The following is a 12,147-nucleotide window of genomic DNA, read 5'->3' as shown; positions in this document are numbered from 1 at the left end:
CCTAATTCTCGCCAGACATGCGCCTTCACGCGTCTTGAAATTCAAGACTGTAACCCACGCCGTAGACAGTGCGAACCCGCAGATTACGAAGTTCCGCGACCGCTCTTCGCAGGCGGCCGATATGCACATCGACCGTGCGACGGTCCACCGGGCGCGGATTGGGCCAAACGGCCTCAATGAGTTGCTCTCGGGTGCTGACTTGTCCTTGCCTTTCCAACAGGAATTTGAGGATTCGCGCCTCGATAGGCGAAAGGCTGATTCTCTTCCCGCCAAAGACGACAGCGTGCCTCTCGATGACAAACTCGGCGGGAACAACAACACTTGGCGCGGTCACAGCTTCCGGCCGCGGCCTAACGGTATTCAGAAAGGCAAAAAGCTTCGGCGGTGACAAAGGACGCATGATGACTTCTTCGAGCCCCGCTCTGATCAATTGCAGGTGCTGTGCACGCATATCCCCGCTGATGAGCGCCCCGACTGGAAGCCCGGCCTCCTTCAACAGCGCACAAAGCGGTGCAACCTCACTCGGCCAGCTTCCACAATCCACGAGTACTGCAGAAATTGCTGCTGATGCGCAGGTTCCCACGGCATCGTCGTCACTTGCTGCTAGCCGAGTCTCGAAACCCTCATGGCGCAGAATATGCTCGAGCAGCAAATAAAACTCGGCATCACGCGAGCAGACTAGAATGACCGAGGGCATATCGCTCGCCTCTTCTTGGCTAAAATGATCCCGGTCTTAACTCGGTGCAAACTCGCCGCCGTTGACATCGATGATGGCACCATTGACGAACCCCGCATCTTCCGACGCCAGGAACGCGATAACGGCAGCCACTTCATCCGGATCACCAAGCCGGCCTGCCGGAATGCGCGCGAGCGCGTCGATGTTGGTCTTGGTCTCCGCGGATCCGATCAGTGGCGTCAGGATGCGACCTGGCGCCACCACGTTCGATGTTATGCCGTATTGAGAATATTGAGAGACCAGCACGCGGGATAACCCTGAAAGTGCCGCTTTTGATGCGACATAACTCGCTCCTGCGATCCGCGGTCTCGTCCGGCCAGCAAGCGATCCCACGAATATGATGCGGCCATAGCCTTTCTCCTTCATAGCAGGCAGAACGGCCTGGCAGCACAACATTGAACCCGTCAGATTGACAGTGAGCACGTCGTTCCATTCTTCAAGAGAAAGGTCGGAGACGTCGGCAGGGCCGTCAGTGCCTTTGGGCGAAATTCCCGCATTACAGACGAGAATTTCAGGGGCGCTAAAGACATCGGCGACCTCCCTGAAAAAGTTCCTGACGGCCGCCGGCTCGCGGAGATCCACCTGTCTTGCAAGCGACATCCCCGGTCCGAAAGTTTCGGCAAGTGCCGCGCCCGCGGCCGCGACGCTTGCCTCGCCATGGCTGAAGACGGCGACTCTATGACCTGCTTTGAGCAGACGAAACGCGGTGGCAAGACCAATCCCCGTCGTGCCGCCGCTGATAACCGCTACATGTGCGCGACGGGCGACCATCATGCCGCTTGATCCATTGCAGCAAACAACGACAGCGGCGGATGAGCGCCAGGCTCGGTCATGACCTCCAGCAGCAGGGGGCCATCCCCTGACAGGCCCAGCTCGAGGTATCGAGGAAGATCAGCGGGATCAAAGATGCGGACTGCCGGGCAGCCGCAGGCTTCGGCAATTTTCTGATGGTCGACATCGGCAAAGTTGCAGGCCGTGGTGAAGCTGCCGAACTTGACAGTTTCCGCGTCACGCTGAAAACCGAGGACGCCGTTGTTCAAGACGATAATAAGGATGGGCAATTTGCTGCGAACCATGGTCTCAAGTTCTGCCCAGCTATGCGCGAAGCCGCCGTCCCCCACGATTGACACGACCGGCTTATCTGGTCTTGCAGCTTTGGCGCCAAGAGCAAGTGGCACGCCCCACCCAAGTCCAGCCAGGCCTCGCGGCGAGATAAAGCGCATGCCAGGCGAAAGCGCCCGCAGCTGGCCGGCAACCCACATGGAGGAATAGCTGGCGTCAGCGACAACGGTCGTATCAGCCGTTAACATCCGTTGAAGTTCGAACATGATCCGCTCAGGTCGGATGGGACTGGCCTCCGAGCGGGCAACGGATTGCCTATCCGTGTCGAACGCATGCCAGAACCCGGCGATACGAGAAGCCACATCATTGCGCTTCGATGCGCGATAAGAAAGATCGCGCGCAGCAAGCGCCCCGCGGAGCGCGCCGATGGTTTCCGCGGCATCGCCGGCCAACCTGACAGCCTCGTACGTCCGACCGATTTCGACCGGATCGACATCGAATGAATGACCGAGGCGGAGCGGGGAATTTGACGCCAACTATCCGTGCCGTTCTGATTGGTTCGCGTCCCGATCAGAATGACGAGATCTGCTTCTTCGACCAGCGCAATCGTGTGTCGTCCGAGTGACTTCGGTCCGACAAGCGAGCCGAGAACCCCTGCCGACAAGGGATGGAATTCGTCGACCGCACCTTTGCCCATATTTGTCGTGACGACGGGAAGCGAGGCCTCGTCCTGTAGCGCCGAGAGTTCGCCGGCGGCGCGGCTTGCGTGAACGCCGCCTCCGGCGATGATAATGGGTGTGTGAGCTTCCGCAATCATCGAAGCTGCGCGTTCGATGTCGCTATCGCGTGGACGCGATCGATCAAGTGGCCAATGGCCCAAGACCGACTCACGCCGAAATGCTGACGGCGCAATCTGCTCTCGCAATAGGTCGGCGGGAAGCAACAGCGCGACCGGTCCTGGTCGGCCCGACGCGGCTGCCGTGAAGGCAGCATCGACGTAATCGTCGATACGTTCCGCAACGATCACCTTACGCACCCATTTCGTGCAGGATTGGAATAAGGCCAGATGGTCGAGTTCCTGGAATGCATTGCGATCCGCCTGATCTCGTTCAACGTCCTGAACAAGGGCGACGATCGGTACGCTAGCCTTGAGCGCTTCGGCCAGCGGCGGAACAAGAAGCGTTGCTGCGGGGCCGTTTTGCGCTGCTACGACCCCGATCTTTCCGGAGAGGCGCGCATAGCCATCAGCCATGGTCCCTCCCATGTTTTCTTGGCGGTAGGCGATCTGACGGATGCCAATTGCTTCGGCAGCGAGGATCACCGCAGAGGGCAGGCTCTGAGCGAAGATATGGGTGACGTCGTGTCTCTTGAGAGAAAGCGCGATACGTTCGGCGACGGTTAAAACATCATTTGCCATGATCATAGGCCCGCTTCGGTTGGGTTTGCTTCAAGGGTTGAAAGGAAGTCTGCGAAGGCAGAAACGACCGCGTCAGCGTCAGCCTTCGTCATCGCCGTCGACAGGCACGCCGCGGCTCCATTGGGCAGAAGAACGCCGCACTCGAGGAAATGCCTCGAGAGCCGCGCCATTAATTCTGCCTCTTCAGTCTCGAGATAAGCCTCGCGGAAATCTGTTGGCTCCTTGCCTTTCGGATGGATGCGAAACAGTGATGCGGCCCCCGTGACGCTGAAAGCTGCGCCGCAGCGCTCGATTTCCTTTCGAAGACCGATCCTGATCCTATCGCCGAGGCTTTCGAGCGAGGCGAACGAGGCTTCCGTCATCGCCTCCATCGCGACCCGCCCCGCGACCATCGATACGGGATTTGCCGAAAACGTACCGCCTTGCGGAAGCAGCGGCTTGCCGCTGTCGCTCCCAAAAACCCGCATGACCTCCTTGCGCCCACCAATTGCCCCGACGGGGAAACCTCCGCCGATGATCTTCCCAGCCGCGATCAGATCGGGCTGCAGACCGTAACGAGCCGAAGCGCCAATATAGGACTGGCGCAGATTGAGGACTTCATCGGCAACAATGAGAATTCCATACTTCCTGGCGATCGCACCGACGGCTGCAAGAAAACTCTGCTCAGGCGCAATCAATCCGGCGCGGCTCGGCATCGGGTCAATGAGGATACAGGCGAGTGACGGGGCTGCCGAGGCAATGCGCCGCTCAAGATCTTCGACATCGTTGAAACGGATGACGGTCACCTCCTCACCAACCGAGGGCGGCATGCCACGATACGCGGGTACGGCCGGCGATCGCAGTGGGTCGTTCCAAATGGCCGGCGATACCGCCTGCCCCGTTTCAGCCCAGTCATAAGCGCCGTGATAGGCGCCTTCGATCCGTGCAATGCCTGGTCGGCAGGTGAAGGCGCGGGCGGCCTTTATCGCAAACATCACAGCCTCAGTCCCGCTGTTGACGAAGCGAATATGTTCGATCGCCGGGATGCGCTCGATCAACAGTTCGGCCAGCGTGATCTCGTGCTCGGTGGGGTTGGAGAAGCACGTTCCGCGATGAAGAAGGTCCGCAACCGCGTCGGCAACGGGAAGGAACCCGTGACCGTGGATCAGCGTCGTGAAATTGTTGTTGAGATCGAGGAGACGGTTGCCATCAACATCGATCAGATAGGCTCCTTCTCCGCGCGAGATGTAAAGCGGGCTCGGCTCGTGATCCACCGTAACCCGCGTGATCCCGGTCGGAAAAACGCGCCGCCCCCTTTTGAAGAAATGTTCTGACCGCGACCGGGAGAATCCCCGGTCGCTGGGTAAGATGTCAGCACGAAACATTGGATTTTCTCCGGTCAATGCGGGGCGCGGCGCGACCCTTCACAATTTTGTTATAACAAAAATCATGAACCCGAAGAAGTTGCAACAAAAAAATGCTGCCACCGATTTATTACCGCTTTTGACGCTCCTGCGCCGCTTTCTTCAAACGACGGAATCCATCGCGAATATCGTTTTCCATTGCGGCGCGAACAGCAGAGGGATCCCTATCCACCAGCCCCTCTATCGCCGCCATGTGGTTTCGGACACCATATTTTGCTTCCGCAAACTCGGGATAAAGATCGTGAAATGAAGCGCCCACCCTTAACCACAGAGATTCGATAGTTGAAAGGAGGTGCGGCATTTCGCACAGGCGATAGATCGTAAAGTGGAATTCCTTGTTTTCGTGAAGAGCATCAGAATAGCGCATCTCATCGAGAGCTGTTGTTATTTTCTCCTGAAGTTCCAATAGCTTATTTATTGTATCATTCGTCGCGTGAAGCGCACCCTTTTCAGTGGCTAACCCCTCAAGCGCAAGCCGCATCTGAGTGATCTCATAAAGAGCCGGAAGATCGAGATGTGGGACGATAACAGTCTTAGGACCAGCCATGACGAGCGCGCCCTCCAGGACCAGCCTGTTAATTGCCTCGCGTGCAGGCGTCGCGCCAACGTTCAGCATTTCGGCAACCGAGCGGATCGGCAACTTGTGACCAGGCTTGTATGTACCGCGTGTGAGCTGCTCCTTGATGGATGAATAGGCGAAGTCGCTAAGGCGCCCAAACTGCAGTTCCGACACCGCCGATTCCTCTCCGGTTGTATTTTTGTTCAAAATCGACCCCCTTGCGTTGACATCGTCACATTTTTGTTGCAACAAAACAAACATAATCGAAAAACGATAACGCAATGTGACAGCATAACGGGATCGTGATTATCCGCAACGTCGTGGCCCGCCGAAGGGCATGTCCGCAAAGCCGCCGATCTTTTCGGCATTGCACTCGCAGCACCTGGTCGCACGAGCGACCCGGGAGGTTTTAGTGCGCGTCGCTGCACGCGAAATGGAGGAGATATCGTTTTGATTGGTGCGCCTGTTTTCATCGATCGCATAGGTAAAGCCTACGGCAGCCAGACTGCCGTTGCTGAAGTAAACTTGGACATTCCCGCTGGCGAATTCCTGTCGATCCTCGGCCCGTCTGGATCGGGCAAGACGACGCTGCTGACAATGATCGCAGGTTTTGAAAGCCCCACCGCGGGGCGTATCGCAATTGGCGGGCGGGATGTCACGGCCATATCGCCCAACCGCCGTAACATCGGGATGGTCTTCCAGCGTTACGCCTTGTTCCCGCACCTGACCGTCGCTGAAAACATCGCCTTTCCGCTGAAGATGCGCGGCATTCGCAAGGAGCTGAGAGCCGAACGCGTTGGCCGGGCGCTGGACCTTGTGCAACTGCCCGGCTACGCCCGGCGCTACCCACATGAACTATCCGGCGGCCAGCAACAGCGGGTGGCCGTCGCGCGAGCAATTGTCTTCGAACCACCTGTTCTCTTGATGGACGAGCCACTCGGGGCGCTCGACAAGAAGCTCCGCGAATCCATGCAGCTCGAGATCAAGCAGTTGCAGCAGCGTCTCGGCGCTACGGTCATCTATGTGACGCACGATCAAGAGGAGGCGTTGACCATGTCCGACCGGATCGCCGTCATGGCCAAGGGCCAAGTGGCACAACTCGGAACCCCTGCGGACATCTACCGCAATCCGCGGAGTTCTTTTGTTGCAGACTTCATCGGCAAGATGAACTTCCTGACGGGAGAATTCCTGGGCGAGACCGCCGGGAGCCAGACGATCAGACTGGGGGACGACGTGATCATCGACGCGCCGGGCTCTGTTTCGGGTCTCGAGGGCTCTGTAAGGATCGGCGATCGTGTTCGGCTCGCGCTCCGACCTGAACGCCTCGGCCTTGCCGCGCGGGGAGCAGGGGGAAAGAACGCTCTCCCCGGCCGGATCGAAACATCGGTCTTTTCAGGCTCCTTCGACCTTCATCTCGTTCGTACCGATTTCGGAAGCGGAGAAATCATTCAGGTGCAGATCCCCGCCGATGGGACGAGAGCGTCCTTTGTAACGGGCACACCCGTCGATGTCATTGCCGAGCGCGATGGCCTGCGGCTCTTCGCCGACGCGGAGGCATGACATGACGATGACAGTCGAGGACGTCGGACTCGCACCGACCGTTTCAGCAAGCTGGCTATTCTCGCACTCGGCCCGCCGCTATTCGCACGCGCTGACGCTCGTGCTTATTGCGCCACTGATGCTCCTTCTAGCCGGAGGCTTCATCTATCCGATTGGCCGACTCATCTCTTTGAGCGTCATGGCGCCGGGCTTTACGCTCGAATATTACCGGCGCATCTTTTCCGAGCCCCTTTATGTCGACGTCCTGCTTCGCACGCTGCAGACGGGTGCAATCGTGACTGTAGCCAGCCTGCTACTCGGATATCCGGTTGCCTTTCTCATGGCGCACGCCAAAGGCAAGACTGCGATGATCGTTGCGGCGGCGGTGTTCGTGCCACTATGGACTTCAGTGCTGGTGCGGTCATACGCTTGGATCGTGCTGTTGCAGCGAAACGGGATCGTCAATGACTTGCTCATTGAAACCGGCGTCATCACCAGTCCTTTGAAGCTCCTCTATACCGAGGGCGCCGTCATCCTTGCGATGACACATGTCCTGATGCCCTTCATGATCCTGCCGATCTGCAACGCTCTCCGCACTATTCCTGCCGAATATATACAGGCGGCCCGCAATCTCGGCGCCGGCCCGATTGGCGCCTTCATGCGCGTAACGTTGCCGCTTAGCCTGCCTGGAATCTTTGCCGGTTGCGTCATGTGCTTCATTCTGGCGATCGGTTTTTATATCACGCCAGCACTTGTGGGCGGACCGGGAGCATTGATGATGGCAACGCTGATCGGCCAGCAAACCATCGTCCTGCTTGACTGGCCATTCGCCGCAGCTCTCGCGACGGTCCTTCTTACCACGACGCTCGTCTTTGTCCTTGTGTTCCGCAAGGCCCTTTCCATCAGCAAGGGAATGAACAGTGTCAACTGAATCCGGAGCCTTCACGTCATTCGCCGCCTCTTACGTCAACAGCAGCCATCGGCCCTATGGCAAGGCAATCTTGCGCCTTCTCGGAGGATCCCTGATTGGCGCAATCCTGTTCTTCCTGGTACTGCCGACGCTGCTCGTCATCCCGATTTCGCTAAACGATAGCAGCTATATCGAGTTCCCGCCGAAGGGCCTGACGCTTCGCTGGTATGGCGAGTTTCTTTCCGATCCGGACTGGCGCGCGGCGACGATTTTCAGTCTGAAGATTGCGCTGTCGACAACCATCGCTTCGACGGCAATTGGAACAATGGCCGCTATCGGGCTCGTTCGGGGCAACCTGCCGGGAAAGGCCCTTCTGCAGGCGCTTTCGCTCGGGCCAATGATTGTCCCACATGTCGTCTTCGGCGTTGCGCTGTATCTGATTTTCTCGCCGCTTGGCCTGACGGGCAATTTTGCTGGTTTCCTGGTCGCGCACACTGTGCTCTCGGTCCCCTACGTCATCATTACCGTATCCGCAGCACTCGAGCGCTTCGACCCGTCGCTTGAACTTGCCGCACTGAATTGCGGAGCAAGCCGGAGCCGCGCGTTCTTCAGCATTGTGCTTCCGAACATTTCGCCGGCGGTGGCTGCCGCTTCGATTTTTGCGTTTCTCGCGTCATTCGATGAGGCAACCGTCGCCTTCTTCATCTCCGATACCGGGGGCAAAACAATCAGCCGCAAAATGTTCGAGGATATCGATTTCAATCTTACCCCGGTCATCGCATCGGCTTCGACGCTGCTCGTTGCGATATCACTCATCCTCATGGGCTCAATCCATCTCCTTAAAGGCCGCGGGGAGGACTAACGTGGCCATATTCATCGGGACAGAGGAATACGCGATGAAAACGCGAATCGAGATCAAGCCTTTGCTGCTTGCGGCGTGCCTCATGTTTGCTGGCGCGGGGGCGACCCAAGCCGAGGAACAGGTGGTCATCGCGACCACCGGTGGCGCCTACGATGCTGCGCTCCAAAAATTCTGGTTCGAGCCGTTCACCGAAGAGAGCGGGATCAAAGTCGTTTCGGTCGCGGCAACGAACGCAGAGATGCGGGCGAAAGCTGCGGCCATGGTCAAGACTGGCAATGTGACCTGGGACCTTTATCCGGACGGCGAGATCCAGGCGAGCGCTGAAACACATCGGCTGACCTCTGAAGACCTCACTGAATTTTGCAAACCTTTCCGCGGCCAGCCAGACCTGGTCGAGGACGCCTGTGTCGGTGCCGGGGCCAGGCTTTTTTCGACAGCCACACTGATGGCCTACGATCCAACCGGCTTCAAGGAAGGCACCCCGTCGAACTGGGCCGACATGTGGGACCAGGCAAAATTTCCCGGCGGCCGGTCGTTTCCGAATTTCGACGATCCTTGGCGCGTCATGGCCGCCGCGTTACTGGCCGATGGTGTACCACGGGATAAGCTTTTTCCGCTCGACGTCGACCGCGCACTCAAAAAGCTCGACGAGATCCGCCCTGCGATATCGCTCTGGTGGAAGACTGGTGATCAGAGCGTTCAGGGCTTTCGCAACGGCGACTACAGCATCGGGCAGATCTGGCTGACACGCGCAAACACCCTGAAGGCGGAAGGACGCGAGATCGCCTGGTCCAAGCAGGCTTCTTTTCTTGTGGGTGATCGCTTGACCATCATCAAGAACGCGCCGAACCGGGCGAATGCGTTGAAGCTGGTCGGCTACTGGCTTGACCATCCTGAAGCGCAGGCCAAGGTCTGTGAGGAACTCCTCTGCACTCCACCCAGTCGCAAGGCGATCGGACTTATGTCGCCTGCCGCACGAGCGGCGCTGCCAAGCGATGATGACATTAGGGATTACATTGTCATTCCCGACGCCAAATGGATCAATGAAAACGCCGCGATGATGCTTGAGCGCTGGAACGCCTGGATCCGATAAGGAGCCATCCCCGGGCGAAAGCGCCCGGGGTGCGAAGGCCAATCGTTAGCCGTTGAGGGCACGATTGATGGCAGCAGCGACGCCGCGCACTTCGGCTGCCGTGTGACTGCCGGTCGGGCATATCCGCAGTCCTGCCCTCCCCTTCGCTACCGTCGGGAAGAAAATGGCCGATGTATAGTAACCGGCGTCCAGCACCACTCTCGCAGCACCGATTGCCGCAAGCTCGTCACCAATCACAACGGTGCGGATTGGCAGTCGGGACCCAGCCTGTGCGGTCGGCACCAGCTCATCGAATAGGGAAATATATTCGGAAAGCGCCCTTTGCCGCACGCCGAGTTCCGGCGTGCGGTGGATCGCCTCGGAGGCAAGGGCGGCACCAATCGCTGCAACATTGATTGAGGCTGAAAAGGCATGCGCAAGCGCAAAGCGACGAAAGATCTCTTCCTGAAACGGCGTTGCAAGCATCAACATGCCGCCTGAGGCGCCGAAGCCCTTGCCGAGCGAGGCCGCGATGATCGTGCGTTCGCCGAGACCCTCGCGCATTTGCGAGCGAGCAAAGCCCTCACCCCTTTCTCCGAAGAGCGATATGCCGTGAGCATCATCGATATAAAGGAAGAGGCCGTATCGCTCCTGAAGGTCGCGCAACTCCTTGATCGGTGCGCAGCCCCCCATGGAGTACACGCCGTCGCAGACATAGGCGACCGTCTCATTCTGACGGCAGATGTCCTCAAGCGCGTGAACATCATTGTGGCCTATCGTGCGGACCTCGCATTCTTCGGCAACGACAGGTTTATTGAAGGCAAGCGTCGCATGGGCGTAACGATCGAACACCATCACTGGCTTTTTGCCGCCAGTCAGGACTCCGGACGCAATCAGTGGAAGGGCGCTCATGTTGGCGGCAAGCACTGTTGTGTAGGTAATGACCCTTGCCGCGAAAAGATCAGAGAGAGCATCCTCAAGATCTCCCAACGCCGCAAAATTGAGCCGGGTCCTAGCGCAGGACCAGTGCAATGTTCCATAGCGGCGAAGGGCCTCGATCGCACCCTCGATGATTGACGGGTGATTGTCGAGCCCGAGATAGGAGCAGCGAACAAAGTCGACAAGGCGTTGCGATCGATTCTCCGAAACCGGCAGCGTCACCGCCCGACCGTCTGACGGATTGACATAAAGCGCCATGAGGCCGTCGAGATGAGCCGCGGCGAAATGAGGTCCGGCATGCCTGATCAAGCTGGCGGTGTTTCTATGGGATAGAGTGGGCGAACCGGGGCCCGGATTAACCTCTTGCATGTTGTTGTGCTCCCAAACATTGTACGGAACACACGCTAATAGGGAGGCGTCTATTTATACAACGAACGCGACAGCAAGCTTTTCCAAATTTTTAGTGAAGGTATGAACAGGACAAGGTTCATATTCTTCAGGCGATGTCGATCGCATATCCTACCTTTGGGACTGTGCGGATTACATCCCGGCCAAGTGCACTCTTCAACGTCCGCCGGAGGCGGCCGATATGAACATCGACCGTCCGTGGCTCGACGAATGCTCTCTGCGGCCAAGCAATGTTTATCAGCTCGGCACGGCTGAGAGCGCGGCCCGCGTTATCCATAAGGCCGCTCAACAGGCGAAACTCAATCGGACTAAGGTTGACCGGCTCGCCCCGCACTAGAACACGTCGCCCCCCGGCGTCCAACTTCATATCGTCGAACATGCGAAGCAGGCGGCCCGGCGCCTTGTCGGGGAAAACACCTATAACACTGTTAAGGTAAGACAGGAGGCGTTGCGGCCGCATAGGCCTGGTAAAGCTCTCATCGACGTTGGCCTTCAGGATGTCGAGATAGGCGGTTTTTTCGGCGACAAGCGCGATGAGGATGACCTCTCTGGCAAGTCCCCTTTCCCTCAGGCTCGATGCGATGTCAGCCAAAATTTGCGAACCCGGTTGGCAGTCGACGATGATGGCTGCAGCGTCGCGCTCGGCAGCTGCGGGCACGGCTTCGCTCGGAACATCGACCAGGACAGTTGCATACCCTGCTTCTTCCAGAATGTGTGAGAGCATCAAATAATAGTCGGCATCTTGCGATACGATTGCCAAAAGCTCGTTCATCGAACGGCCTCGCAACCCGAGAGCGTCGCCACGACCGGTTTTGATACTACATAATGATCGTCAGGATTGCTCGTATTGACTGGCACATCACGCATATTGCCTCGCAAGGGTATCAAAGAATCGCGAAAGCACTCTCATTCCGAGTGTTTTTATAGCTTGCCTTTTTAGTTTGTTACAACATAATGTTGAATGTGCGAGAAATTTCGCGCAGCGCGTATCTGCCAGGGACGGCACGTGATCGTGGCCCATTCGTGGGATCAACGTCCGGCATATTTTGATCACCTGTTCCCGGACGGTAACGGGGCTTGTTCAATGCGCGAAATATTCGAAAACTACCCGCTCGGTTGCGCCGCCGCGGCCACACATGACATTTGGAGTGATGGAGATATCGCAGTCACAAGTGATGCAGCTCGATTGCTTTACGGATCGAATGCGAAAACGGCGGCGGCGTGGTGCGCTTTAGGCGCG

10 protein-coding genes and 1 pseudogene are annotated in these 12,147 nt (G+C 58.0%); 4 read left to right on the top strand and 7 right to left on the bottom strand.

Features of this window, described 5'->3' with window-relative positions; all coding sequences use genetic code 11:
- Positions 1-25: 25 nt before the first annotated feature.
- The 5 genes and pseudogenes from RLEG4DRAFT_RS08620 to RLEG4DRAFT_RS08600 form a co-directional block, all read right to left on the bottom strand.
- Positions 26-697: a winged helix-turn-helix transcriptional regulator gene (locus RLEG4DRAFT_RS08620; RefSeq protein WP_003576984.1), complete on the bottom strand. Its 672-nt coding sequence runs from the start codon at positions 695-697 to the stop codon at positions 26-28.
- Positions 698-733: 36 nt separating this feature from the next.
- Positions 734-1,510, bottom strand: a complete 777-nt coding sequence (fabG, locus tag RLEG4DRAFT_RS08615; RefSeq protein ID WP_003576982.1) for a 3-oxoacyl-ACP reductase FabG — start codon at positions 1,508-1,510, stop codon at positions 734-736.
- Positions 1,507-3,215, bottom strand: a pseudogene (locus tag RLEG4DRAFT_RS08610) (acetolactate synthase catalytic subunit). The gene fabG and the pseudogene RLEG4DRAFT_RS08610 overlap by 4 nt, the downstream one beginning before the upstream one ends.
- A gap of 2 nt (positions 3,216-3,217) precedes the next feature.
- Positions 3,218-4,579: an aspartate aminotransferase family protein gene (locus tag RLEG4DRAFT_RS08605; RefSeq protein WP_003576977.1), complete on the bottom strand. Its 1,362-nt coding sequence runs from the start codon at positions 4,577-4,579 to the stop codon at positions 3,218-3,220.
- Positions 4,580-4,688: 109 nt separating this feature from the next.
- Positions 4,689-5,384: a GntR family transcriptional regulator gene (locus RLEG4DRAFT_RS08600; protein WP_037093481.1), complete on the bottom strand. Its 696-nt coding sequence runs from the start codon at positions 5,382-5,384 to the stop codon at positions 4,689-4,691.
- 243 nt (positions 5,385-5,627) lie between these two features.
- On the opposite strand from RLEG4DRAFT_RS08600, the gene RLEG4DRAFT_RS08595 reads away from it, so the two are divergent.
- From RLEG4DRAFT_RS08595 to RLEG4DRAFT_RS08580, 4 genes are all read left to right on the top strand, one after another.
- Entirely contained in the window at positions 5,628-6,737 is a 1,110-nt protein-coding gene (locus RLEG4DRAFT_RS08595; protein ID WP_003576973.1) for an ABC transporter ATP-binding protein, read from the top strand.
- Between the two features lie 7 nt (positions 6,738-6,744).
- Complete coding sequence (locus tag RLEG4DRAFT_RS08590) at positions 6,745-7,647, top strand: ABC transporter permease (RefSeq protein WP_432416798.1); 903 nt, start codon at positions 6,745-6,747, stop codon at positions 7,645-7,647.
- 70 nt (positions 7,648-7,717) lie between these two features.
- Complete coding sequence (locus RLEG4DRAFT_RS08585) at positions 7,718-8,488, top strand: ABC transporter permease (RefSeq protein ID WP_037093480.1); 771 nt, start codon at positions 7,718-7,720, stop codon at positions 8,486-8,488.
- Between the two features lie 34 nt (positions 8,489-8,522).
- The gene (locus tag RLEG4DRAFT_RS08580) at positions 8,523-9,581 is read left to right on the top strand and encodes an extracellular solute-binding protein (protein WP_171898198.1); all 1,059 of its coding nucleotides are present in this window, start codon (positions 8,523-8,525) and stop codon (positions 9,579-9,581) included.
- 45 nt (positions 9,582-9,626) lie between these two features.
- Here the strand turns inward: RLEG4DRAFT_RS08580 and RLEG4DRAFT_RS08575 are convergent, their stop codons facing one another.
- A complete protein-coding gene (locus RLEG4DRAFT_RS08575) occupies positions 9,627-10,868 on the bottom strand; it encodes an aminotransferase class I/II-fold pyridoxal phosphate-dependent enzyme (protein WP_003576963.1) in 1,242 nt (413 codons plus the stop codon).
- A gap of 127 nt (positions 10,869-10,995) precedes the next feature.
- Positions 10,996-11,679: a winged helix-turn-helix transcriptional regulator gene (locus RLEG4DRAFT_RS08570; RefSeq protein ID WP_003576961.1), complete on the bottom strand. Its 684-nt coding sequence runs from the start codon at positions 11,677-11,679 to the stop codon at positions 10,996-10,998.
- Between the last annotated feature and the right edge of the window lie 468 nt (positions 11,680-12,147).

Source organism: Rhizobium leguminosarum bv. trifolii WSM2297, assembly GCF_000271845.1.
This window is presented reverse-complemented; position numbering and strand designations above follow the sequence as displayed.

Bases quoted from the DNA above. Each gene is read 5' to 3' on its own strand.
- fabG (WP_003576982.1), bottom strand. From the start codon at position 1,510: ATGATGGTCGCCCGTCGCGCACATGTAGCGGTTATCAGCGGCGGCACG.
- RLEG4DRAFT_RS08605 (WP_003576977.1), bottom strand. From the start codon at position 4,579: ATGTTTCGTGCTGACATCTTACCCAGCGACCGGGGATTCTCCCGGTCG.
- RLEG4DRAFT_RS08570 (WP_003576961.1), bottom strand. From the start codon at position 11,679: ATGAACGAGCTTTTGGCAATCGTATCGCAAGATGCCGACTATTATTTG.
- RLEG4DRAFT_RS08575 (WP_003576963.1), bottom strand. From the start codon at position 10,868: ATGCAAGAGGTTAATCCGGGCCCCGGTTCGCCCACTCTATCCCATAGA.
- RLEG4DRAFT_RS08590 (WP_432416798.1), top strand. From the start codon at position 6,745: ATGACAGTCGAGGACGTCGGACTCGCACCGACCGTTTCAGCAAGCTGG.
- RLEG4DRAFT_RS08580 (WP_171898198.1), top strand. From the start codon at position 8,523: ATGAAAACGCGAATCGAGATCAAGCCTTTGCTGCTTGCGGCGTGCCTC.
- RLEG4DRAFT_RS08620 (WP_003576984.1), bottom strand. From the start codon at position 697: ATGCCCTCGGTCATTCTAGTCTGCTCGCGTGATGCCGAGTTTTATTTG.